Below are 26,214 nucleotides of genomic sequence, written 5' to 3'. Positions count from 1 at the left end.
GCCTGACTTAATAAAACTAAGCCCCTGCAAATAGCAGGGGCTTTCATATTAGTATTAAAACTTATGCTTCTCTTTTTCTGCTCAAAACAAGAACTGCCGCTGCTGCAATGCCTATAACCGCAAAGGCTGAAGCGCCGCTGTCGCCTGTTTTCGGAGAATTTGAATTTGATTTTGCTGTAGTTGTAGTAACAACAGGATCGAGAGCCGAGAATTTGATGTTGTTGTCCTTAGCATACCTTTCGGCTAAAGTTCCCTTATATCCGTAGATAGTAAGGTTCGGGCTGCAATCGAGAAATACATCTTTTTCAATTGAATCTTCAATCCCGTTTTTCTCTTTTATTTTAGGAATTGTGACTTTAGCCAGATTTGAGCTGCCCGTAAAGGCATTATTCATAATATACTCTACTCCCTCGGGAATAGCCACTTCGGTCAGACTTGTACAATTTCCGAAAGCATATGAGCAGATTATCTTAATGCTTTTCGCAAGCTTAACCGAATTCAGCGCTGTACAGCCATCAAAAGCAGCGTTCTGAATATTTTCGACGCCCTCATTGATAGTAAGGGAAGTCAGACCTGTACAATCGGCAAACGCTGCAGCTCCTATCATCTTAACAGTACCTGGAATAGTTAACGAAGTAAGCCCCGTACAGCCTTTAAAAGCATATGAACCTATATCCGCAACGCCCTCGGGTATTGTAACAGAAGTCATATTTGTGCAGTTCTCAAATGCATTAAAGTTGATGGTCCTGACACCCTCAGGTATATCTACCGATGTATTCTCAGGCATTGTGCCTTTATATTTATATAAAACGTGTGCTGCGATAACAAGTCCGTCAGGCTGATCGTCGTACCATTTGGTATTCTTGAAAGCATCATTCAGGATCATCTCGATATTTTCAGGAATATTTATAGTATCCAATTCGGTGCAGTTTTCAAAAGCGTTAAAGTCTATATAGCGAATGTTTTCAGGCAGGGTAACAGACTTTAAATTTGTACAATCCTTGAAAGTACTGCCGTTGATATGTGGAATGCTATCAGGAATAGTTATGGAAGTCAGGCCTGAACAGCCCCGAAAAGCTCCGGCTGCTATATCCGCAATGCCGTCAGGTATAGTGACCGAGGTCAGCTCCGCATGATCCCTGAACGCATTGCCTGCTATGGTATTAACCTTTTTGCCGTTGATCTCCTCAGGAATAACAATTTCAGTGGCAGTGCCCTGACAGCCTGTGATGCACACCTCGCCTTCGCTGGTGACCTTGTAATTCAAAGACGAGTCTTCACCAAGGTCATATGTACCATCTTCGACGAAGGTAATAGCTCTTATCGCCGAACATTCAAGTGAATCAGCATTGAATACAGTTAATGAGCCTGCAACCGCAATTGACGCGATAAATGATATTGCTTTTTTCATAACATTACTCCTATCTTCTAAAATTTTTGCTTAGATGAATTAAGATATTCGATCCATTCCCTTATATTTTTGCACGATATTTGTTTGTTATATATATTATATGTTATTATACATTACCACAAACAAAAAGTCAATGAATCAAACGGGGTTATTTGCACAATAACTCAGCCGTCGGACTGTGATTTTTTTACGCGACTGTCGCTGTGCACTAATCAGAGCAGCCCGATTTGTCTGATATGCCAAAAATCCAAATGCCGTGCAGCAATTCTGCCGTTTTCTGACACTTATGAAGTACAAAACCACGCAAAGAAACTGCGTATTCTTAGTGCTAAGTTACCGAATTTTAATTTAATTGTTATGATATATTCGTTGACTCAGCATAAAAAAAGTGATATGATATATAAAAACCACGAAAAAGGAGGAATCTTCCATGAAAAAAACACTATTAGCAGCCGCTCTCGCAAGTACTCTCCTGCTTTCAGCCTGCGGCAGCAACGAAAAGAATACAATGTCAGCATTCGATGCCGCTCCGCGCAACGCCGAGGCTGGCGAATACTACAAGAGCGACGACAATGCCGAGCTTGAGACCAATGCTCCGTCCGAGCTTGAAGAGCCTGAGCTTCTCAACGTAGATTACAAGCAGTCCGATGTCAAGGTAATCAACACACAAATGCTGGTCTACTCCTGCAATATGAGCATTGACGTTCTCGATTTCAATAAGGCAGTTGACCAGATACACGAATATATCAAAAGCTACGGCGGTTTTATTGAAAACGAGAGCTACTCAGACGGCGGCGACACAAGCCAGTGGCTCTACAACGACGAGCAGAAATGGAAGAACTTCCATGCTACAATAAGAGTCCCCAGTGCGAAATACGATGATTTCTGCAAATCAGCCGAATCCGTAGGCGATATGCGAAAGAAAAACGCCTCTGTAGATAATCTGACCACGGAATACTCCGACCTCAAGACAACTCTCAGCATTTATGAAGCAAAAGAGGACCGCTACCTCGAAATGCTCAAAGAGATAAAGGACCAGAACAAAGCTATATCCGTCGAGGAGGAGCTCACCAACATACAGATAGAGATAGCAAGGATAAAAACTCGCATGAACAACATCGAAAACGACGTTGCTTATTCATATGTAGACCTCACCCTTAACGAAGTCCGCGAGTACACCGATAAGCCTGTTGTGAAAAAGACCGATACTTTCGGTCAGAGACTGAGCAACACCCTTTCAAGCACGTGGAGCACCTTCCTCAGCTTCCTCGAGGGCGCACTCTTTGTAATTATCAGGATACTGCCGTATCTGCTTCTCATCGGTATAATCACATTCATCATCGTGAAGATAGTGAAGTTCATCGTAAAGGCAAGCGAAAAGTCCAAGAAAAAGCGCTATGAGGAAATGGTAAAGAGCGGCAAAATAAGCAGCGCTCCCCTCTTCCCAAACGGAAACAATATGCCTATGCAGGGCAATCCACCTGCTCCTATACCGCCTGCACCTATGCCGAACAATCAGCCAATGCAGGGCGGCGCACCAGCGGCAAATCAGCCTGTGAAGCCAAACAACGCTCCGTCGGCAGCTCCAAACAGCGCACCAAATAATGCTCCTGCACAGAACAATAACCCCAACCCCAACGAAAACAAGAAATAAATACTGAAAAAGGCGTGACACAAGTCACGCCTTTTTGCATTATTTCGATAAAAGCTCCTTAATCTTGCCAAGGAGGAATTCCTGTATCCTGAGAGCGTCATTTGATGTGATACCCTCTGTGGACTTGTCAACGTCTCCGTTTATCCAGCCCTGCTCTGTAATAGCCTTTTCATCTGTTCCGCCTATACCGTATTTATTCGGATTAGCCAGAGCCTGCATGATAAGAACTACGTCGGACATATCAACATTGCCGTCGTTATTTGCGTCGCCTGCCTTTGTAACTGCAGGCTGCGGAGCTGTTGTAGTAGTGGTCTCGGGAGTTGTTGTCGCTGTCGATGTAGTAGTCGATGTTGTGGAGGTAGTTGTAGGAGTCGTAGTCGTTGTGGTGCTTGTTGTAGTTGTGGTTGTGGTGGTAGTAGTTGTTGTTGTGGTAGTTGTAGTTGTGGTAGTGGTTGTAACTACAGGTGCAGAAGCAGCAACATATTTGTCGATAGTATCTGCCCAGAATGCACCCATTTTCTTATAGCCTGTTCCATTGGGGTGAAGCCTGTCGCTGCCGATATCGTTCATGCCGTCGAGACAGCCGTGAACGTCCGCAAACTTGACATTCTTGCCCTGACTTGCATAGGACTCAGCCACTTTCTTGACTGTGCTGTTATAGTTTGCAGTTCTTGTGGGATTTCCGCCGTATTCTGTGAATTCAGGGATAGAGCCCATGAACACCACGCTGCCCTCGGGGATATCGTTAAGGATATAATCCATGAGAGTGTGGAGGTCCTTCTCGCAGTTGCTCATGGAACGGTTAGCCGTCATATCATTTGTTCCGATGATAAGGAGAACGATGTCAGGCTGAGCCTTTTTAACAGCGTCCTGATTCTTGAGCTTTTCGTAGAGTCCGCTGTCGTTGCTCCAGCTGTTGGGCTGCTGCTTGATAGTAAAGCCGCTGTAGCCTGCGTTATTGTCATCATATGACATACCGTTGAAGTTAGCGCTGTTCTGTCCCTGAGGACCTACCATGTCTATCTTGGTGTAGCCCTTCTGCTTGAGGTCATTGTAGAGGTACTTTCTGTAGCCGCCTGTTTCGCCCATACCAAAGGTGATAGAATCGCCGATAGGCATTATCTTTATGGTATCGGTCTTTGAAAGGCTCTTTCCGCCTGTGCTTGGAGTATCGGTGTATACAATCTTATCAGTAACCGTACCCTGTCCCGTTACAACAGCAGAGCTCTTACCTTTCTTTGATACCTGAACTGCGTCGATATAGAAATCGCAGAATTCATCTGAACCCTCGGGAGTTTCGATATAAAGCAGCATATCGCCGCTGTTGTCGGGGATAGTGAACTCGGTATTTTCCAGCTTTGTCCACTCGCCGCTCTTAGCAGAACAATCAGCTATCTTAGTGTAGGTCGCACTGTTTCCGTCGCCTTGCTGGAGCGACATCTGCATAGTAACATCATGTCCCGATTTCTGGAGCACAGCCGTACTGAAGCTATATGTAGCGCCGGGTGCAAATACGGCTGTATCAAGTAAGATACCACAGCCATGCCAATCATTCGCTCTCTCCGAAACATAAAGCGACTTGCTGCCTTCATAGAAGTCTGTGGAAACTATTTCAGCAGAATTTGAACCTCTTGATCCCCAGTCGCCTGCGCCGTTCTCAAATGTGCTTGTTAAGTAATCTCCGTTCTGATCGGGCTCTACAGTCTTAACAGGAGTCATATCGCCTGTCTGCTCACTTGGATCAAACATTCTTCCGTCGGCGTATACTCTTACGCTCTTTACGTTCGCCGAGCCGTTTGACCTGTAGCCCTCGATGTTGAGGGATACCTCATAAAGAGTTCCGCTCATGTCAAGACCTGCGTTTGACCATGCGTCAAAGTGCCTGCCGACATGGACAGTACCCTTCATATTATTCTGAGTATTGTTCCTCGAACCGCTGGTCTGACGGACGCTCCAGTACTGCGGGAAGGTCTTAGTACCGTCAAGTGAAGGCTGATTGTAGCGCATACTCTTGCAGATATCATACTTATTGCCGTCAAGAGTAACTGTTCCCTTTGATTCTACGCCGTTATTTCCCGGCGGACGCCAGTCGCCCCAGCCCTCTACGATGTAGTACTCCATGAGAGGATTCCTTGTCCAGCCGTAAACGCACATATAGGAATTGCCTCTTGGGGTATACTCAACGTCATAGGTCAGAGTTATATCCTCTCCTATCTGCTTGTACTTCTTTTTCTGGCTGTCATAGTTCTTGCCCATACGAGCGAGAAAGTTCTCGATGTTGCTCCACGAACAGGTAAAGGAACCTGCCGACGGATTCATGGACACCTGTCCCTGACCGTTCTGGTTCCACATCTCGTAATCATAGCCGCCTATGTTGCCGCGCTCCTGAGCGTCGGCAGCATTTACAGCAGGAACCGAGGGTACGCCTGCTGCCAGCAGCATTGCCGAGATAGTCGTGCTGATAACACGTTTGAAGCCTTTTAAGCCCATAATATCACTCCTTGCTTGATTTTTATGCCTATTTTTGTTTTGGCTCGGTCTCACAGTGCAGTAGACCTTGCCGCCTTTATGTCGCCTGCCGAATGTTTACAATTATACTATACACCATTCGTAAAGATTTGTAAAGATTATACAGTAAAAAAGCAGAAAAAGACAGTTGAAAAATTCTTCCATATAAAAAAGGTGACCGTTTCCGACTGCTCGGAAACGGTCACAAGGCTTTACACTTATAGCACCATGCGGCATATCGCTATACAGCCTGCATGGTCTTTTATATATTGACCTCTCTTCTTTACAGTTATATAATACCATGAATTTCAACACGAATGATGTATTTTTTGTTAACATTGTACTGTTTAAGCTGGATTTTGTATACCTGACCAATAAGCGGTACTTTTGTTTGTACAAGTTGACAGAGAGAAGTCCCGACTTGGTATCGGAGCTGTATCATGGATAACCAAAAATCACGCATTGTTTTTATATATGATATTAAGGTCAGCTTTCCGTCACAGCTCGTATCTGCCGTATTCCACCTTTTGGTTATGTGAAAAGTAAAAACGGCTGAAAAATCAGCCGTTTTAACCATGAACACACTTTCTTATATTTCCTCTTCAATCGTAACCTGATTAATTATAAACCCAGCATATCCATTGTTACCGGCAAAGACTTATACTTGCCAAGGATATATCTTCTGAGTATAGTTGCATCGGCAGAAGTGACCGTGCCGTCCTTAAGAGTATCCGCACTTGCTATCTGGAGATCATTGAGCTCTGTAACGCCTGCCAGATATCTGTTAAGAGTGATAAGGTCAAAGGAATTTATTTCGCCGTCGCCATTGATATCGCCTGTATCCACAGGAACAGTCTTGTATCTTTCGGGGATATACTCATTATCAAGCGGTCCGTACTTGTCTCTGTCGTATTCGACAAATATCTGACACCAGTAGTAGCCATAAGCACTGTTTTTCTCATAGCCGCCGCCAACGCCTATATGCGTATAGTTCGGATCCATGATAGCCTTCCAGTGGTCGGGAGAGCCTCTCCACTGCTCTATGGTCTCTTCAGCGGTCTCATAGCCTCCTGCCAGATTCTCGCCAATGCGTGACCATGGTATAAGATTTTCGTCGATAATAGTAAAGAAAACGTTATCCATATCGTCAGGCTTGCCGTCCCATCTCGGACGATAGTGACTGAACTTGGTCATAGCTTCTCTTGCACGCTCACGCGCCTTATCATTAAGGTACGGAACAGCCTTCAGAGGCTTAAGACCTTCTTTAGCTCTTTCTTCATTTACCAGAACTATGATCTTATCGGATATCTCCTTGATATCAGTCTCTGATGTTTTCTTTATGAATGCGGCATGAGTTCTGCACGGGCAGCTAAGCAGTGAACAACATACCATAACTAAAGCCAGCAACAGAGCTGTCAGCTCGCACCACATTTTCTTAACATTACTCATACCTGCACCCCCTTTAAAATGGATTTCTTCTGTAATTATATTTTAGCACAAGTAAATATAATTTTAAAGGGGTTTTAGGGCAAATTAGCAAATTTCACAACAAAATTCTACGTTTTGTACAACAGATTTTATACCGCTGGTAATTTTCGTCTTTGCTTATCCGAAAAATAATTAAGTTTTTTGGCTATATAGCGTTAAATTTTATCAGTGTTCGCAATTACTTAGCAATTATATCAGCGATCTGTCCGTAATACTTGTCTGTTGCAAGGATATTTATCTTGAGATATTCCTCGATGAGCTCGCATACATCGTCCTTCTTGATGATAGCATTTGTGAGCACGTCGATGTGTCCCTCGGGCTCAACGAACATCTTGCAGGCAAAGTTTGCAGGATCGGCATTGAAGTCGTTTACCAGCTTGTAAAGGTCGGGACCGCCCTTTACAAATGTAGCGATACCTGTGAGAGCAAGGCTGAGCGCACCGTTCTCCTCATTGAAATGTATAATAACGTAAGGAGTTACCCCCTCAAAGTTAGGTAGCTGTGTACGGAATCTTATCATATTCCCGTCATTCTGGTTAAGGTCGTAGGATATTCCGCGCTTGTCAAGTATTTCACGGAAAGCTGCAATTGCCTTGTTTGTGATCTCGATATTGTTTTCCATGGTTATTTCCTCCAATCATGCATTTTTTGTTTAAAATGCTATAGTAATTATATCATAAAAATATAAAAAAAGCAACATACGCGGAGAAATCTTTCCTTTTGTATGTATCACAGCGTGGAAAAGTGTGCTTAAAAGGGAAAAAGCGCCCGAATCCGAGCGCTTTGACCTTTAGGGTGGTTTATATGAAAAATGAAGATGTCTTAAACACTATTCTTTCCTGCTGTCTTGACTGTATTATAGAGTATAGATATGTGCGTTTTGTGATAGAAAGCTGAATTAAAGAAAAAAACCTCACGGGAAATCCGTGAGGTTATGCTTCTGCCATATTATGCTGTAGGGGCTGATGTCTACATCAGCCCGTTAAATTTCTCCAAAACCACGCGGGGCGATGCAAGTATCGCCCCCTACACAATAATTTCGTGAGCCGCCAATTCTCAATAAAAAAAGCGCACAGTGTGCGCTTTTTTTCACTCCAGTCCTGAAACCGAGAAGTTTACCTCTACATTTTTCCACTGGGCAAAATCGTCTCTGCTGACTATCTGTGCCGAGTATCCGCCGTCGTTTATATCGCTGGGCGAAGCGCTGTCACCGTTATTGAAAAGCGCTCCCTCTGCGCACTTGGCGTCGGCAGGGATACTGTCGTCGCTTACCCATTCGTTGAAGATATTGGCGCGTACAGAGCCGCTTTCAGTATTGGTGTAGCTCTTCTTTTTCAGCTCGATATCCTTGCCGTCCACCTTGATGCCCTTGACAGTGATAACTGCGTTGGGCATGGTCTTTTCCGCGTCGTCGATGATGACAGCCGCAAAGCCAAGTCCCTTAACGACAAATTCGCCGTTTATATCGCCTGTGGTGTCGTATCTGAAACCGTTGGTATCGGCGGTAACGCTTACGGTATAGTCGCCGTTGCCCTTGATATGGGCGATACCTGCGTCATATGAGAGCTGATTGCTCTTGTTCTCGTCCTTGTCGCCGAGATACTGTACGTTGAAGCCCTCGTCTGCTATAGCAAGGTAGGCGTCACCCGATACAGCGTCCACAGCGTCGTTTGCGTCAACACCCTCAACGGACTCCGAAACAGGTTCGGAAGCCGCTTTGTGAGTGTTCTTAGTGCTGCTTTTCTTGCCCTCTGAGCTGCATGAAGCCGCCATGCACAGCATTGCGAATGCCGCCGCAGCTGCCGTTATTTTTCTGATATCCATGTTCATTCCCCTTAATTTATCATCATGACAGCTCAAACATTCCCGTATAGAGCTGATAGTACTTTCCGTGCTGAGCGATAAGCTCGTTATGGCTGCCGCGCTCGATTATCCTGCCGTGCTCAAGAACCATGATAGCGTGTGAATTGCGTACCGTAGACAGTCTGTGAGCGATAACGAATACCGTTCTGCCCTCCATAAGGGAGTCCATACCCTTTTCGATGAGAGCCTCTGTACGGGTATCAATAGAGCTTGTAGCCTCGTCGAGAATGAGCACGGGCGGATCTGCCACTGCCGCTCTTGCAATTGCAAGGAGCTGTCTCTGTCCCTGCGAGAGATTTGCACCGTCGGCGGTGAGCATGGTGTCATAGCCGTTTTCAAGGTGCCTGATGAAGCTGTCTGCGTTGGCAAGCTTAGCTGCTGCGTAGACCTCCTCGTCGGTAGCGTCCAGTTTACCGTAGCGGATATTGTCCATAACCGTGCCTGTAAACAGGTGGGTATCCTGCAATACTATGGACTGTGAACGGCGCAGGTCGTCCTTCTTTATCTTGTTGATGTTTATTCCGTCGTAGCGTATCTTGCCCTCGGGAACATCGTAGAATCGGTTGATAAGATTGATGATAGTGGTCTTTCCCGCACCTGTGGAGCCTACAAAGGCTATCTTCTGTCCCGAATGTGCATAGAGCGAAATGCCGTTGAGAACAGTCTTGTTTGGCTCATAGCCGAATACAACGTCGTCGAACTCCACGTTGCCGCGGACTTCCGTATAGGTTACAGTGCCGTCAGCCTTGTGTGGGTGCCTCCATGCCCAGCGGCCTGTGCGCTTGTCGGTCTCCTTTATCTTGCCATTGCGTGATATCTCCGCATTTACAAGAGTTACATAGCCCTCGTCGGACTCGGGCTCCTCGTCGATGACCTTGAAGATACGCTCTGCACCTGCAAGAGCAGTGAGGACTGAGTTGAACTGCTGTGAAACAGTTGTTATCGGGTGGGAGAATGAACGTGTGAACTGCAAATATGATACCACAGTACCCACGGTCATGCCGCCTATGCCCTTTACCGCCATGATACCGCCTGCAATAGCTGTTGCGGCATAGTGGATATAGGACAGGTTGTTCATAATAGGCATGAGAATGTTTGCAAAGGTATTTGCGTGGGTAGCCGCTTTGCAGAGCTCCTCGTTGAGAGCATTGAACTCCTCGTTCGCCTTGTCCTCGTGGCAGAAGACCTTGACGACCTTCTGTCCGTCTATCATTTCCTCGATGTAGCCGTTTACACTGCCGAGAGCTCTCTGCTGAGCGATGAAGCCCTTGCCGCTCCTTGAGCCTACAAAGCCGATAACTCTGAATATTATGAACAGCATGACTACCACAAGGATAGTGAGTCTCCAGCTGTAGATGACCATGGCGATGAACACGCCGATTATGGTTATAGCCGAGCTTATGAACTGTGAGATACTGTTGCTGAGCATTTCGCGGATAGCGTCGGTATCGTTGGTGTAAAGGCTCATGAGCTCGCCGTGGGTGTGCTTGTCAAAGAAGCGTATAGGAAGCATTTCCATTTTGCAGAAAAGGTCGTTTCTTATACGCATGAGTGTTGTAGTGGATATCTTCATCATCAAGCGCATATACAGGAACGATGACAGCGCACCGCAGGCGTATATGATGACCATTGTCATGAGTATGCCGATGAATTTTCCGTACTTCCATTCCCCTGTTTTAAGGGCGTCCTCGATGTTGTCGATTATGGGCTTAAGCAGGTAGTTTCCTGCGATGCCTGCTCCCGAGCTGATAAAGATAGCTATGACCACGAATACGAACTGTATCCTGAAGCCGTGCATATAGCTGAATATGCGTTTCAGCGTGCCGAAGGTATCCTGCGGCTTTGCCATTGGTCTCTGGTTTCCTTTAGGCGGCATTATTCATCAGCTCCTTTCTGCTGTGAGTCATATACCTCACGGTATATCTCACTTTTCTCCATGAGTTCTTCGTGTGTGCCCACATCTGTTATCTTTCCGCCGTCCATAACGACGATGCGGTCTGCGTCCATAACAGAGGAGATACGCTGAGCGATGATAATTGTGGTGGTATCGGCAAGATTCTCGCGGAATGCCTTGCGGATACTGCTGTCTGTAGCCGTATCGACTGCACTTGTAGAGTCGTCGAGAATGATTATCTTAGGCTTTTTCAGGAGAGCTCTTGCGATACAGAGTCTCTGCTTCTGACCGCCCGAAACGTTTACGCCGCCCTGTCCAAGATCGGTATCGTAGCCGTCGGGGAAGCTCATGATAAAGTCGTGAGCACAGGCTGATTTGCAAGCCTTGATTATCTCATCGTCTGTGGCGTTCTCGTCGCCCCAGCGGAGATTATCCCTGATAGTTCCCGAAAAGAGCACGTTCTTCTGCAAAACCATAGCGACCTGATCGCGGAGAGTTTTCAGCGGATAGCTCTTTACGTCCCGTCCGCCTACAAGAACTCTTCCTGCCGTTGCGTCGTAAAGACGTGGGATAAGCTGTACCAGCGAGGTCTTTGACGAGCCCGTACCGCCGATGATACCGATAGTCTCGCCTGATTCGATGCTGAGATTTATGTTGTCGAGGGCGAGGTTGTTCATATCGTCATAGTAGCTGAAGCTTACGTCCTCGAAGATTATAGAGCCGTCATTTGCGGATACCTCGGAATCGTCATTGTCCTTTATGGCAGGCTCTTCAATGAGCACCTCATGTACACGCTGTATGGAAGCTCTCGAAACCACGAACATGATGAAGAGCATCGAAAGCATCATAAGCGACATAAGTATCTGTGTTACATAGGAGATGAAGCTTGAAAGCTGACCTGTAGCGATATCGTGGTTTACAGCCATATTTCCTCCGAAATAGAGGATAGCTGCAATGCTGATGTACATTACCAGCTGCATGATAGGCATACCCATGATGACCAGCTTTTCAGCGGCAAACTGAGCCTTGCGGACTGCCTCGGTGTTCTCCTCGAAGCGTTTCTTCTCGTATTCCTCACGGGCAAAAGCCTTTACTACGCGGATACCTACGAGGTTTTCCTGCACCTTGCCGTTCATGGCGTCGTACTGCTTGAGCATTTTCTCAAAGCGCGGATGTGCCTTTGAGATTATGAATATTATAGACGCGCCCAGAACAGGTATTGCAAACAGGAACACTATGGAAAGCTTTGCGTTCTGCTTTACCGCCATAATAGTGGCACAGACCAGCATTATGGGTGAACGGAAAGCCATTCGTATGAACATCATGAATGCGTTCTGGATATTTGTAACGTCTGTTGTAAGTCTCGTTGTAAGCGAAGCTGTTGAGAACTTATCCACATTTGCAAAGGAAAAGTCCTGCACTCTGCGGAAAAGTGCGCTTCTGAGATTCTTCGCAAAGCCCATAGCCGCAACTGCGCTGAAACGCGCCGCAAGAGCTCCGAAGCAAAGGGAAAACACGGACATAAGCACCATAAGTCCGCCCATTTTCGCAACATAGCCGATATCTCCCTTTTTGATACCGTTGTCGATTATCAGAGCCATGACCGCAGGTATAAGCACCTCCATAGCGACCTCTCCGATAATGGTCACAGGGCATAATATAGCCTGTTTCTTGTACTTTCCGACGTGTGACAAAACTGTTTTATACATCGGCATTACCCCTTTCTTTCCTTAAAAAATAATCCAACTTCAATTATATCATCTCTGCCCTGCCGTGTCAAATGAGAAGACAGCGAAAATAACGGTATTTCCGCCGTTTTTTTTAGTTGTTTTTCATACGCTGAAAGTGCTCCTCAGAAGTGTAAAATACTTGACATTACTGCTGTACTATAGTAAAATTATAATGAACGTTAAAAATTTTTGTCGTTTGATATAATAACGGAGGTATTCAAAATGCTGAATTACAGACCTAAGATGTTCGACGAAGCATCCAAATCCCACGCTTCCAAGAATATCTTCATAATTATCCTGATTTTTATAGTGGTTTTTATTGCTATAGCTCTTCTCGAATCCATAATCCCGGGTGTTGCCAGCATCAAGCCCCTGCTTGAGGAACTTGCAAAGTCCGACCTTGAAGACACTTCCTCACTGCTTGATCCGTCTGCTACCATGGAATTAGCCACAAAGGTAGCCTCAAGACCTGAGGTAATGATACCCACGATGTATTCAACAGTATTCGGCACTATCTGCTCGCTGATATACTGCCGTTGTATCGAGGTAAGAAAAGTCTGCTCCATGGGCGTTAAAAAGGCTAAGTTCTTTCAGAATTATCTTCCCGGAGTCGCTATCGGTCTCGTTCTTATGACCGCCGCTGTACTTCTCGGAGCATTATTTGGCATCCACACCGTTAAGCTCTCGAACGATATCAACATCGTAATGATAGCCCTGTATTTCATCGGATACATCATACAGGGAATGAGCGAGGAATTCATCTTCCGCGGCTATTTCATGACAACTATAGGCGGAAGCGGCAAGCATACTCTTGTAGCTGTAGCTATAAGCTCCGTGGCGTTTTCACTTGCACACGCAACAAACCCCGGCTTCGGACCTCTGCCGTTCTTCAATATCGCGCTTTTCGGTGCATTTGCGGCTCTTTACATGATATTGTTTGAAAATATCTGGGGAGTATGCGCGATACACTCCATATGGAACTTCATGCAGGGCAACTTCTATGGTATCAGCGTCAGCGGAACAGGCGAAAATCCGTCGATATTCCGCACTACAGCAAAGAGCTCATCTGCATTCCTCACAGGCGGAAAGTTCGGTATCGAGGGCAGTATCCTCACAACTATAGTACTGCTTATTGCTACTGCTGCCGTAGTTTACGGCATATCCCAAAAATCAGCTGCTCAGCAGTCAGAAGCAGCGGTCAGTGAATAGTGATTAGTTAATAGTAGGGGGCGATGACCACATCGCCCCGCAGTTTTTATCGGGCTGATGCAGGCATCAGCCCCTACAATTTTAACCGTTAACAGCTAAAAACAGGCGTGATAAGATCACGCCTGTTTTTTCTAATCACTAACCACTAAAAACTCTTACTCCTTTGTAGTCAATATAAGCAGCACCAGATATATAAGCTGCGCCGAAAATGCAATTATCATTCCCACCGACGTCTTCGCAATGGCGATACCGCGTCTGGACTGGGCAGGTGTGGAAACAGGCAGCTTGCAGCCCTTTCTGAACATCAGCAGCATTACAAAGCCGATTATTCCGAATGCGATTATCAGAAGCGAAAGCATTCCCATTACCACTTCGTTTTCATTGAATGCAGATATCACAGACACCATGGTGTTTATGAAGATATGAACCACTACCGACGGCACTATGGAGTTGTGCTTCATGTCGATATGTCCCATGAATACGCCGATAAGGAATGCCAGCATGAACTGTGGGAGATTTCCGTGGGCAAGTCCGAAGAAAACTGCCGAAGCCACGATACCGAAGCGCTGATTTGATTTCGAGAATATCTTCATCAGTGCGCCGCGGAAGAAAAATTCCTCGGTTATCGGCGCGATAAGACAGGTATAGATAGTCATTATCGCAAATCCCAGCCCCGTTTTGCCGTAATCGCTGTCCATGACCTCAGTCGTGAAGCCGTACTGCGACACGATATCCTCGATACCCGAGGAAATATACGCCGCAGTCACCCATATGAACAGTCCTGCGAGGCAGTGCATGACCGCGTCGGCAAAGTGATAGTCCCGAGTCTTTATGAGAGATGAGGGCTTTATTTTCGCCCATTTCATTCCTATAAAACCGAAGCCTACGTTTGCGGCAAGGAAAGTAAGCATATTTATTGCCACGAATATGGCGCCCTTTGTCATGTAATGGGAGATAGCTCCCGAGGAAACACCCGTGTTCATACCGCTGAGAATAGCGGTCATAAGCAGTATCAGCAGAGTTGCCAGCACATTTGAGCCGAGAAACTGGAACAGCGCCGTAAAGCCGCCGATGTTGTAGAACTTCCTGATAGTGTTCTTTTCCACCTTTGCAGGCTCGAAGGGCACCGAAAACTCGGGCATCGTTATCCACGGCAGTATCTCCGAGTAGTCGTCCCTGTACCAGCGGAATTCCGTAGGATTATCAAAGGGATCGTAGCTGTCCGTCTTTGTGGACTCCCTATACTCTCGTTCCTTGGCTTCAAGCTGCTTGGTAAGGTTATATATTTCATGGCTTAGCGCGGCATATTCCGCGCTGTAGCCCTGTGTTTCGTTCATAAAGGTCTGTTATCCCTGCCTTTCCGTGTATACTTTCCTATTATTTTACCACAAAACTGCCCGAAAGTAAAGAGAAAAGCACAATATTTCATCAGACGGTCAAAATCTTAAGTCCCTGAGCACTTTCAGCGGTATAGGGCTTGTCCGTGCCTGTAACAGTAAGAGTTATCTGCTTTCCGCTGCGCACAGCCTTTATCTCCGCTTCGACAGCACCGTCTCTGCCGTATACCACAGTCTCTGCGGTGCAGCCGTCCTCGATGCCGTATATAACTATCTTCATGCCCTCGGCGTAGTCGTAGTCCGCAGTATCCCTGAATCTGCCGTAAACTATGACAGAATTGGGCTTTGCATAGAGAGGCAGTCCGAAGTAATCGTACTTTTTCGTGTACCAGCTGCCGCCTGCAAGGCTCTCCCCTGTCTGTATATCCGTCCATGAGCCGCCTGTGGGCAGATAGAAGCTGCACTCGCCGTCCTCGCCGAAAACAGGAGCCACAAGGAGAGAGTCTCCCAGCATATACTGAGTATCCACAGTAAGGGCGCTGCGGTCATAGCCGAAATCCACAGCCATGGCCCTCATCACGGGGACTCCCGTAAGATGAGCCTTTACTGCGTTTGCCCAGATATAGGGCATGAGCCTGCCCTTCAGCTTTGTGAAATGACGGGCTACATCGCAGCTTTCCTCGTCGAAATGCCACGGCACGCGGTATGAAGAGTTGCCGTGATAGCGCGAATGAGTGGACATAAGTCCGAATGCTGTCCAGCGCTTGTACAGGTCGGGAGTTCCCGTCGCTTCAAAGCCGCTGATATCGTGGGAGAAAAAGCCGAAGCCCGACATACACAGCGACAGTCCGCCGCGGAGAGTCTCGCTCATGGATTCATATGAGGAGAAGCAGTCTCCGCCCCAGTGTACGGGGAACTTCTGACAGCCTGCCGTTGCCGCACGTGCAAAGAGACAAGCACTGCCGCTGGCAGCTTCAAGAGCCTCAAAAGCCGTCTTATTGTAGATATAGGCGTAGTAATTGTGCATTTTATAGGGATCGGAGCCGTCGAAATACTTCACATCGGTGGGGATACGCTCGCCGAAGTCCGTTTTTATAGCGTCCACGCCCATTTTTGCAAGGTGCTGTATCTTATCCGCGAACCAGCTTCGCGCCTTGGGATTTGTGAAGTCGATTATGCCCATGCCCGGCTGCCACATATCGCACTGGAACACCGAACCGTCCCTGTTTTTCAGCAGGTATCCCCTGTCAAGGCACTCTCTGAAAGCAGGAGAACGCTGTCCGATATAGGGGTTTATCCAAACGCATATCCTTACGCCCTTGGCTTTCAGACGTTCTATCATTGCCTTGGGCTCGGCGAATTTCCTGTCGTCCCACTCAAAGCCGCACCACTGGAACTCCTTCATCCAGAAACAGTCAAAGTGGAAAACGTCAAGGGGGATATTTCTCTGCTTCATCTCGTCAATGAAGAAGCTGACGGTCTTTTCGTCATATTCCGTGGTGAACGACGTGGACAGCCACAGTCCGAATGACCACGGGGGCGGCAGGGCAGGTCTGCCTGTGAGGGAGGTGTACCGCTCGATGACCTCCGCTATGGACTCGCCGCCGAAAAGGAAGTATTCAAGGCGCTCGCCCTGCACCGAAAAAGCTGTTTTCGACACAGTCTCGCTGCCCACCTCGAAGCTGACGCGCTCGGGGTGATTGACAAAAACGCCGTAATTACGCGACGAAACAAAGAACGGAACGGACTTGTAGCTCTGCTCGGTGCAGGTGCCGCCGTCGTTATTCCAGACCTCAACAGTCTGCCCGTTTTTCACGAATGAGGTGAACTTTTCGCCGAAGCCGTAGATGTACTCCCCTACGGCAAGATTAAGCATTTCGCGGATATGGATATTGCCGCCATTGTCCCACTTCTCGAAGAAGCGCAGGTCTGCGTCAGCAGACTCACGGGCTTTTCTGTGCCACTGCTCCTCCTCGATAATAGAGGTGGTGCGCCAGCCCGACTTAGTGAGGAGCCTGTCCCCGTAATGATAGGAGATGTCCCACTCCTTTTTGCTCTTGCCGATACGCACCGATGTTTTGCCCGATATGAGCTCCCAGCCGCTGCGGTGCTTCTTTATCACAGGCTTGAAGCCCTTGTCCTCGTTGAGCTCAAAGGCAGGGCTGCTTTTTCTTTCGCCGCTGAAATGCTCTATTGTGACCTTTATGCTGTTTTCAAGGGTAGACGCGAACCTCACCGTGAAAACAGGTCCGCCCAGAGTCATGCCCCTGTTTGAGATGAACTGCGAAGCGGCATAGACCGTTATGGAGTTTTCATCGGCTTCCGTGTCGTATATCTGTACAGCCCAGTGGACGTTATAGCCCGTCTTACTGAGCCAGTATCCGTCGGAGATCTTCATTATCTCAGCTCCTTTGTTGATGTTGTACTAATCATAACATTTTTTTCGTTCAATTTCAATGGAAATCCATTTTTACAGTCAAAAAATCCACCTGTTCTGATTTTTACAAATGGTAATTTTAAAATTGAATTTTCCGACTTGGATATGATAATTTATGCTATAAATCGTTAATTTTGACTATATGGCAGAATTCGCGGATATACAGCAGAAACCTCGCACCTACGCCAAAAGTTGTTATGTCTTAGTGTGCATATAATATAACATATCATGCAAAATAATACAAATTTCAGGCAGTTGTTGTTTTATGCTAAAAGTAGTAACTTGTTTACCGCAATTTTAAGAAAGTGCGCAATTTTTGGGCATTTTCTGCGTTTTGTACACCTAATCGTTATTTTTTAGGTTGCAATCTTTAATATATTAGGGTACAATGGGAGTAACAGCATAAAATGATATAAAATATATCATGACGTTGAACGAAAAATATACATTATTAAATGAGGAGGAGAATGTAAATGAAAGTAAAAAAACTGATTGCAAGCCTGACGGCTGCAAGCTGTCTTTCAGGGGTATTGTCCGTAATGCCTGACGTAGTGATGCACACTTATGCTGCAGAGATCGTTGCAAATGATTTCGAGTGCAGCTACGAAGGCTGGTACAACGAAGCTGATTACACTGAGCTCACCGCTGAAAACGGCATTGGCACTGATTCTTCACGAGGCATGAAGATCACAGGCCGTCTCAACAAGGAGGACGGTGTAGCTTCTTCAAAGGGACTTTACCTCTTTGGCGGCGACAAGTATACCTACAGCGTTAAGGTGTACAGCGAGACCGCTCAGAAGTTCCACTTCACACTTCTTACTATCGACGCTGAAACAGGCGAGGAAAGAACTGTTGAACTGGATTCCAAGAAGGCAAAGGCAGGCGAGTGGACAGAGCTCAAGGGTACTGACACAGCTTCTAAGGCGAGCTATGAGTACAAGCTCAGGATCTACACAGATTCTACAGACGATTTCTATTTCGATGATGTCCTTATCACAGGCGACAAAGCAGCTAATGAGGCACACGCTGCTCCCGCAGGCAAGGGACTCAAGGACGAATTTGCCAAGTACTTCCGCGTAGGTAATATCCTCAACGGCGGTACTGTAAACAACAGCGGTATAACAGGTATTATCCTGAAGGATCACAACGCTATCGAGTGCGAGAACGAGACAAAGCCTGACGCTACTATCGTTCAGAACGGCTCAACAGATACAAACGTTAAGGTTTCTCTCAGCCGCTGCGCTGCTATCTGTGACTTTGCTTCAAAGAACAACATCGCATTCAGAGGCCACACTCTTGTATGGCACAGCCAGACTCCTGACTGGTTCTTCAAGACAAACTTCAACAACAACGGTTCATGGGTAAATTCTTCAACCATGGATCAGCGTATGGAAAGCTACATCAAGAATATGTTTGCAGCTTACAAGACACAGTATCCTAAACTCAACCTCTTTGCATACGACGTTTGTAACGAGGTAATCAACGACGGTACTGCTAACCAGGGCGGCGTAAGACCTTCAAACGGAAACGGAAGCTCAAAGTGGGCAATGGTTTACGGCGGCAACAGCTTCGTTGAGAAGGCTTTCACATATGCAAGAAAGTACGCTCCCGATGGCTGCCAGCTCTTCTACAACGACTATAACGAGTTCGCTAACGACAAGCAGAACTGTATCATCAATACTATCCTCAAACCTCTCAAGGCTAAGGGACTCATCGACGGTATGGGTATGCAGTCTCACCTCAACTGCGCTGCAAGCAACGCATGGGGCGATACAAACTCTTACCTCGCTGCTATGGATAAGTACCTCAATCTCGGTCTCGATGTTCAGGTAACAGAGCTCGACCTCTCAACTGAGGGCGGCAAGTACTCAATGACAGACCAGGCTAACAAGTACAAGGCTATCTTCAAGCACGCTATGGACTGGAATAAAAACCATCCAAACGGACCTTTCGTATCACTCGTTCAGGTCTGGGGACCAAACGACAACAACTCATGGGTTGGTACAGATAAGTCAAGCGGCAGAAGCAATGCTCCTCTCCTTTACAACGGAAGCAACCAGCCTAAGCAAGCTTACAGCGCTATAACAAGCCTCGTTTCCGACAGCGACTGGGGCACAGGTATCCCATACACAGGCCCGAGATCTAACGGTGGCGGTACTTATACTCCTCCGGAGCCACCTAAGAAGGACAATGACGGCTACTGGTTCCACAGCACATTCGAGGGCAGCACAGACAGCTGGAACGGCAGAGGCTCAGCTTCAGTTGACACAAGCAGCTCAGCTAAGTATGCAGGCAGCAAGTCACTCTACTGCTCAGGCCGTGAAGCTGCATGGAACGGTGCTTCATATTCACTTGATTCAAGCGTATTTGAGCCAGGCAAGTCTTACAGCTTCTCTGTAAACGCTATGACTCAGGAGGGCGACTCTACAACAGAGTTCAAGTTCACTCTCCAGTATTCAGACGGTTCTGAAACAAAGTATTCAGAGATCGCTACAGGTACAGCTCCTAAGGGCGAGTGGGTACAGCTTGCAAATACAAGCTATACTATCCCATCAGGCGCTTCTGATATGCAGATCTATGTTGAAACTACAGACGAGAACAACACTGTAAGCTTCTTCGTTGACGAGGCTATCGGTGCTGACGGCGGCACAAAGCTCCCGGGCGCAGGACAGCCTGAGATTCCAAACAACGGTCAAGATACAAACCCAGACACACCTACATCTAATACAGTTCGTCAGGGTGACGTTAACTTCGACGGCGTTATCAACTCTTTCGACCTCGTTGCTGAAAGAAAGGGACTTATCGCAGGCGGATTCAACGATTCAAAGGTTCAGAAGGCAGCAGACGTAGACCAGAGCACAACTCTTGAAGTTGCTGACCTCGTTCTCCTTCAGAATTTCGTTCTCGGCAAGATCGACGAATTCCCTGTAAACAAGCCAGCAGTTCCCACACTTGATACCTCAAAGTATGAGGGCAAGTTCAGCGGTCTTTCACTCGCACAAAGCTTCAAGAAGGAAGGCGAGAACAACCCGCTTTACACTCAGCGTTTCGGCGCAGACCCTGGCTGGATGGTATATGACGGCAGACTCTACGTTTATACAACAGCCGATCAGTTTGCATACAAGAATAACCAGATGATCGAAAATGATTATTCTTCAGGCTATATCAACTGCTTATCAACAGCAGACCTCGTAAACTGGACTGACCACGGTCAGATTCCTGTTGCAAGAACAAGAGTAAACGGCACACCTATCGCAAAATGGGCTAATAACGCATGGGCTCCTGATGCTGCATGGAAGAAGATCAACGGCCAGGACAAGTTCTTCCTTTACTTCGCAAACAATGGTTCAGGTATCGGCGTTATCACAGCTGATGACCCGACATTCACAAAGAATGTAAAGGATCCTCTCGGACACGAAATCATTTCAAGAAACACTCCTAACAGTAACGTAACATGGCTCTTCGATCCAGGCGTTTACTATGATCCTAATACAGACACAGGTATCATCGCATACGGCGGCGGTGTTCCAAGCGGACAGGCTGCTCAGACAAAGCAGGGACGTATCGCTAAGCTCGGCTCTGACATGATCTCAATTTCAGGTACACCTATCGATCCCGGTACACCTTACCTCTTTGAGGACTCAAGCATGATCAAGATCGGCAACACATGGTATTACTCATTCTGCCACAACTGGAATGTTCCGGGCGGCACAAGTGTAAACGGTAATTCCTTCAGCAATGCTGATATCGGTTACATGACATCAACAAATCCTCTCGGCGGATACCAGTACCAGGGCGTTGTATTCAAGAACACAGGTACACAGAGACTTGATAACGGCGGTAACAACCACCACTCAATTATCGAATTCAAGGGCAGCTACTATGTACTTTATCACTCACGTCAGCTTGAAATGCGTATGGGCGTTAACGGCGGCAAGGGTCTTAACTACAGATCACCCTGTATCGATAAGGCAACTTTAAGCAACGGAAAGATCACATGTAACGGTTCACAGAAGGGCGTAAGCCAGATCGAGAACCTCAACGCATACGAGACTGTACAGGCTGAAACAATGTCCAACCAGTCCAAGAACATAAGCATCAGCGGCGTTGGCAACACAACTGTCAAGGCTAAGAAGGGCGATTGGATCAAGGTCAGCGGCGTTGACCTCAGCAAAGGCGTATCTTCTATCACAGTCAAGGGCAGCGGCAACGCAGTAGTTAAGTTCTGTGTAGGTTCTGCTACAGGTACTTGCATCGGTTACGGCGAGCTCAACGGCAGCGAGAACGAACTCGCAGCTGCAGAGAACAACGTATCAGGCGTTAAGGATATCTACATGGTATTCAGCGGCGACTGCGAATTTGATTACTGGAAGTTCTCATAATCATAATTCTTTTCGATGTTGATCTGTGCGGTGCTTCTGCACAAATGCGCCGCACAGATTGATATAATTCCAAAACTTTATTGTAAGGGACAAATCAGAACAGGAAAGCCGTGCTTAGGCAGCACGGCTTTCTTGTTGCTATATGAAAAAAGGAATGTTGTCCCTACATCTATGAACAATGCGGACTGCCAAAGGCAGCCCCTACAAATGGCCATTTAAAGCAAATCTGAGACCTGTGGGCGGATAATATCCGCCCCTACAGATTAACGGTTAAAGGCTCGGGACGTCGAGGACGCCGTCCCCTACAAACCATACATTACGTAGATTCGGGCGCACACTGTGCGCCCCTACACTAAGCACTAATCACTAACAACTAATCACTGAAAAAAGGAGACCAAAGGTCTCCTTTTTTCATAGTATAAAGCAGATAAGCCCCGAACAGCCCTCGTTTATCACGCGCTCCAACGTCTCCTGAAGCTTCATTCGCGCGTCCACAGGCATTTTGAAAAGCTTGCTGTGAAGCCCCTCGTTGACCAGCTCGTGGAGAGACTTCCCGAAAATGTTGCTCTCCCATATCTTCTTGGGATCGTCGTCAAAGCCGTCCAGCAGATACATCACCAGCTCCTCGGACTGGCGTTCCGTACCGACGATAGGGCTGATAGTGGTATTGATGTTGGCTTTCATCAGGTGTATGGACGGCGCGGAGGCTTTCAGCTTTACCCCGTATTTGCCGCCCTGACGGATAATTTTCGGCTCCTCAAGGGACATTTCCTCAAGCTCGGGCATTACGATACCGTAGCCCGTGGCTTCCACCTCGGCAAGGGCAGGCTCTATGCGCTTGTACTTGCGGCGTATCTCGTTGAGCTCCGACAGCAGGGGCATGAGGTCGCTTTCGCTATCTATCTCGATACCCGTGGTCTCCCCGAGAATCTTATAGAACAGGCTGTTATCAAGCTCCGCGGTGATAGTCACCGAACCCTTTCCCAAGTCTATGGAGGTTATCTCCGCCTTGACCACATTGGGACACTCCCCCATTGCCGCGGCAGCCTCCTCAGCTTCGCGGACCAGCCGTATATCCTTGGCGGCATTTCGTATGCAGTCCAGTATCTCGCTTTTCAGCCAGTGCCCCTTATCGAGAGTGTTTATCCAACGCGCTGTGCGGATATTTATCTCCTTTATGGGGAACGAGAAGAGTATCTCCCGCATTATGCCGCGGATATCCTCCTCTGTAAGGTCAAGGCAGTTCACGGGTATGACTTTTGCGTCGTAGCGCTCCGTGAGCTGTTCCGCCAGCGCCTTTGCCTCGGGAGAATCGGGGTTAACTGTGTTAAGTATGACAACGAACGGCTTGCCCAGCTCCCGAAGCTCGCGGATAACACGCTCCTCGCACTCGGCGTACTCCTCACGTGGGATATCCGTGACTGTACCGTCAGTGGTGATGACAAGCCCTATGGTGGAGTGCTCCGTAATGACCTTCTGCGTGCCTATCTCAGCCGCCATATTGAAAGGTATCTCCTCATCAAACCACGATGTCATCACCATTCTGGGCTGTTCATTTTCGATGTAGCCCATTGAGCTCGGGACGATGTAGCCCACGCAGTCTATCAGACGTACATTGAACGCTGCTCCGTCGCCAAGGTCTATGCGGACAGCCTCCTCGGGGATAAACTTGGGCTCGGTAGTCATAATAGTTTTGCCTGCGGCGGACTGGGGCAGCTCGTCGATAGCCCGTTCGCGCTTGAACTCGCTGGCGATATTGGGTATCACAAGGGACTCCATAAACCGCTTGATAAAGGTGGATTTTCCCGTGCGCACAGGTCCCACCACGCCTATGTAGATATCGCCGCCCGTGCGCTGAGCGATATTGGTGTATATATCTTTAGTCATAAATTACTCCTTTTTTATCAGAACTAAGACCTAAGATCTAAGAACTAAGATATGTAAACTGATATTTCTTAGTTCTAATTCTATAATTCTTAGCTCTTAGTTCTTAATTCTTAGCTCTAATCCTTAAGATACTATAGGGATAAGCAGCATTCCGCCGTTTTCAAGACGTTCGCCGCTGAGCTCGTTCTCCTCCATGATAGCCTCAACACTGGTGCTGTAGCGCTTGGCGATATCCCAGACATTTTCATTCTCGATACCGAAATACAGCTTTATTGCGTAGTCGCCGTCGCGCTCTTTTTTGGCGGAGTCATCAATAACGATATTTGTAACCGCCTTTATGCTGTCCGAGCTGTACACCGACAGCTTCACGGTGATATCAGCCCTTGCGTTGAGGACTCCCTCTGCGGAGATATCATAGGCGGTCTCTTTTACGCTGACCTCCGCCGAAACATAAGCTCCGCTGATATCATCGGGAAGCCCGATAGTCTCCTCGAAAGCTTCGTCACGGTCAGGCATGACTATCATTCCTGCGTTATCCTTAGCCGCCATTGAATAGGACAGCATACCGCTGATGACTACGGAGCGCCCGTCGTCGCCGATACGGGTATTGATGTTCTTGGGCTCGCTCCACATGGCATAGATAGTCTGGGGCACAGCGTCTCCCTCAGCAAGCCTTGCACTGTGGCGGAAACTCTCGTCGTATACCGAGGGTATCTGCTCGGCTTTTATCTCCGACATTTCAACATTGCAGGGGTAGACTGTTGAAAAGGCGTCCTCGGCTATCATGGCAGTTGAAGTCTTTACCGCACGGCAGCCCAGCCGTATCTCGGTCTCACAGCGTAGTATCCTGTTATTGCCGTCGCCGTCCGCAGCCGCCGTAACATTGCAGCTGACCACCTCGGGGATAACTGCGCACTCAAAGCTGTCGTCGATTCCCTCCACGTCGATTATCTGGCTGTAGCTTAGCGAAAAGCTCATGTGCTCCACAGCGCCCTCGCTGCCAGAGTACAGAAGCTCCGTCTGCACCTCGCCCTTGGCAAGGAGCTTTCCCGAGATGAGCTTTATCTCGCAATCACCTGCCCTGCACCGACAGCTCAGTACGCTTGATATATCTGGCTGTGCAGGTGTGAGCTCCATGTCCTCCTCGATACGGACGTTCTTAACGGCGTTTATCCTCTGCGCCGCAAACTTTACGGGAGCCTTTTTCAGCTGGATATTCATGCCGAATGCGTCGGATATGACCTCCTGCTCCTGCTGTCCCGTCACGCTTATCTTAACGGAGACTGCTCCACGCAGGTCGAGCCTGCGCTTGTTCACGGCGCGGTAGTTCACGTGGTCGGTCTTGGGGACGAGCCTTACCTCGGGAGAGTCTGCCGCCCTGCCAAGCTCTACCGTCCGCGTAAAGCTCCTGTGCTGGTCAACGGACTGCACCGCCGAGCCCTCCTCGCCGCAGTAGAGTATATGTATATCGCACATCAGCTCATAAGTGAGCCTGTCGCCGCTTATCGACCAGTCGGTGATAACGGGAGTGGTGTCACAGCGGATAAGCCTGAAAATGTCAGGGCAGTAATCGGGAAGAATGTAATCCATTTCGAGAGCCTGCTCCTGTACGCCGTCGTATATAGTTTCCGCCGCAGGAACGGTCTCTCTGTTGAGTTTTAATTCCATAAGGTCGACCTCCTTGAAGTTTTGCTTTGTGTAATATATATTCACGGGCAAGTACAAGTATTCCTGCATTTTTATTTTTGAAAAAAGTGCAAAAGCCCCCCTGATTGTGCAAAATTAATAAAATCCACAAAAAATCTCTCTGTATAGTTGCTTTATTATAAAAAATATGATATAATAGTATCAACAATACAAAAGCAGTATCTGTAGCTGCTTTTATTCTGCCCGAAATATGGGGCAAGAAAGGATAATATATGCTTCACGAGAAATCATGCGGCGCGATTGTCTACAGGAAATACCACGGCAATACGGAAATTCTGCTGATAAAGCATATCAACAGCGGTCACTGGTCCTTCCCCAAGGGACACGTCGAGAAGGGCGAGACCGAGGTCGAGACTGCTCGTCGTGAGATAATGGAAGAAACGTCTATCGACGTGATAATTGATCCGACATTCAGAGAAACTGTGACCTATTCACCGAAAAAAGACACCGTCAAGGTTGTCGTATATTTTCTTGCAAAGGCAAAAAACGTGGATTTTACACCGCAGGCAGGCGAAATAGCCGAGATACGCTGGGTGGACATATCCTACGCAGGCAATATCCTGTCCTATGAAAACGACAGGACTATCGTTGCCAAGGCAAAGACCGCTATCAAAGAGAATCACTGAAAAAACTCCCTCACGTAACCGCAACACTTATATAGAAGCTTACAGTTAATTATGGGGGAAACCTTTCTGAGGAAAGGTTCT

15 protein-coding genes are annotated in these 26,214 nt (G+C 47.4%); 4 read left to right on the top strand and 11 right to left on the bottom strand.

Going from position 1 to position 26,214, the window contains the following annotated elements:
• Positions 1-61: 61 nt before the first annotated feature.
• Positions 62-1,411 (bottom strand): leucine-rich repeat domain-containing protein, encoded by a 1,350-nt coding sequence (locus BT105_RS06430; protein WP_072299964.1) that lies wholly within the window; start codon positions 1,409-1,411, stop codon positions 62-64.
• Positions 1,412-1,841: 430 nt separating this feature from the next.
• On the opposite strand from BT105_RS06430, the gene BT105_RS06425 reads away from it, so the two are divergent.
• A complete protein-coding gene (locus BT105_RS06425; protein ID WP_072299963.1) occupies positions 1,842-3,065 on the top strand; it encodes a DUF4349 domain-containing protein in 1,224 nt (407 codons plus the stop codon).
• Positions 3,066-3,104: 39 nt separating this feature from the next.
• On the opposite strand, the gene BT105_RS14810 is transcribed toward BT105_RS06425, so the two are convergent.
• From BT105_RS14810 to BT105_RS06390, 6 genes are all read right to left on the bottom strand, one after another.
• Entirely contained in the window at positions 3,105-5,555 is a 2,451-nt protein-coding gene (locus BT105_RS14810) for a glycoside hydrolase family 11 protein (protein ID WP_072299962.1), read from the bottom strand.
• 639 nt (positions 5,556-6,194) lie between these two features.
• The gene (locus BT105_RS06410; protein WP_072299960.1) at positions 6,195-7,022 is read right to left on the bottom strand and encodes a CAP domain-containing protein; all 828 of its coding nucleotides are present in this window, start codon (positions 7,020-7,022) and stop codon (positions 6,195-6,197) included.
• A gap of 217 nt (positions 7,023-7,239) precedes the next feature.
• Positions 7,240-7,683, bottom strand: coding sequence for a hypothetical protein (locus tag BT105_RS06405; RefSeq protein ID WP_072299959.1), 444 nt, complete (start codon positions 7,681-7,683; stop codon positions 7,240-7,242).
• Between the two features lie 467 nt (positions 7,684-8,150).
• Positions 8,151-8,885 carry a hypothetical protein gene (locus tag BT105_RS06400; protein WP_072299958.1) on the bottom strand — a complete coding sequence of 245 codons (735 nt, stop codon included), beginning with the start codon at positions 8,883-8,885 and terminating at the stop codon, positions 8,151-8,153.
• 22 nt (positions 8,886-8,907) lie between these two features.
• The gene (locus BT105_RS06395; RefSeq protein ID WP_072299957.1) at positions 8,908-10,800 is read right to left on the bottom strand and encodes an ABC transporter ATP-binding protein; all 1,893 of its coding nucleotides are present in this window, start codon (positions 10,798-10,800) and stop codon (positions 8,908-8,910) included.
• The gene (locus tag BT105_RS06390) at positions 10,800-12,527 is read right to left on the bottom strand and encodes an ABC transporter ATP-binding protein (protein ID WP_072299956.1); all 1,728 of its coding nucleotides are present in this window, start codon (positions 12,525-12,527) and stop codon (positions 10,800-10,802) included. Before BT105_RS06390 ends, BT105_RS06395 begins: the two co-directional genes overlap by 1 nt.
• A 243-nt stretch (positions 12,528-12,770) precedes the next feature.
• Between BT105_RS06390 and BT105_RS06385 the strand changes: the two genes are divergently transcribed.
• Positions 12,771-13,757: a CPBP family intramembrane glutamic endopeptidase gene (locus BT105_RS06385; protein WP_072299955.1), complete on the top strand. Its 987-nt coding sequence runs from the start codon at positions 12,771-12,773 to the stop codon at positions 13,755-13,757.
• 155 nt (positions 13,758-13,912) lie between these two features.
• Here BT105_RS06385 and BT105_RS06380 read toward each other — a convergent pair whose 3' ends face one another.
• On the bottom strand, positions 13,913-15,094 hold the full coding sequence (locus BT105_RS06380; protein WP_072299954.1) for a CPBP family intramembrane glutamic endopeptidase: 1,182 nt from the start codon (positions 15,092-15,094) through the stop codon (positions 13,913-13,915).
• Between the two features lie 91 nt (positions 15,095-15,185).
• Entirely contained in the window at positions 15,186-17,492 is a 2,307-nt protein-coding gene (yicI, locus tag BT105_RS06375; protein ID WP_072299953.1) for an alpha-xylosidase, read from the bottom strand.
• Between the two features lie 512 nt (positions 17,493-18,004).
• Between yicI and BT105_RS06370 the strand changes: the two genes are divergently transcribed.
• The gene (locus BT105_RS06370; RefSeq protein WP_072299952.1) at positions 18,005-21,913 is read left to right on the top strand and encodes an endo-1,4-beta-xylanase; all 3,909 of its coding nucleotides are present in this window, start codon (positions 18,005-18,007) and stop codon (positions 21,911-21,913) included.
• Between the two features lie 411 nt (positions 21,914-22,324).
• Here the strand turns inward: BT105_RS06370 and spoIVA are convergent, their stop codons facing one another.
• Both spoIVA and BT105_RS06360 read right to left on the bottom strand, forming a co-directional pair.
• A complete protein-coding gene (gene spoIVA, locus BT105_RS06365; protein ID WP_072299951.1) occupies positions 22,325-23,800 on the bottom strand; it encodes a stage IV sporulation protein A in 1,476 nt (491 codons plus the stop codon).
• 123 nt (positions 23,801-23,923) lie between these two features.
• Entirely contained in the window at positions 23,924-25,468 is a 1,545-nt protein-coding gene (locus BT105_RS06360) for a DUF3794 and LysM peptidoglycan-binding domain-containing protein (protein WP_072299950.1), read from the bottom strand.
• A 251-nt stretch (positions 25,469-25,719) separates the two neighbouring features.
• Here BT105_RS06360 and BT105_RS06355 point away from each other — a divergent pair, with 251 nt between their 5' ends.
• Positions 25,720-26,133, top strand: coding sequence for a bis(5'-nucleosyl)-tetraphosphatase (locus BT105_RS06355; RefSeq protein ID WP_028514250.1), 414 nt, complete (start codon positions 25,720-25,722; stop codon positions 26,131-26,133).
• Positions 26,134-26,214: the final 81 nt, after the last annotated feature.

Source organism: Ruminococcus flavefaciens (genome assembly GCF_900119075.1).
GTDB lineage: Bacteria > Bacillota > Clostridia > Oscillospirales > Ruminococcaceae > Ruminococcus > Ruminococcus flavefaciens_Q.
Note: the sequence above shows the minus strand (reverse complement) of the source record. Positions and strands in the feature narration are given on the sequence as shown.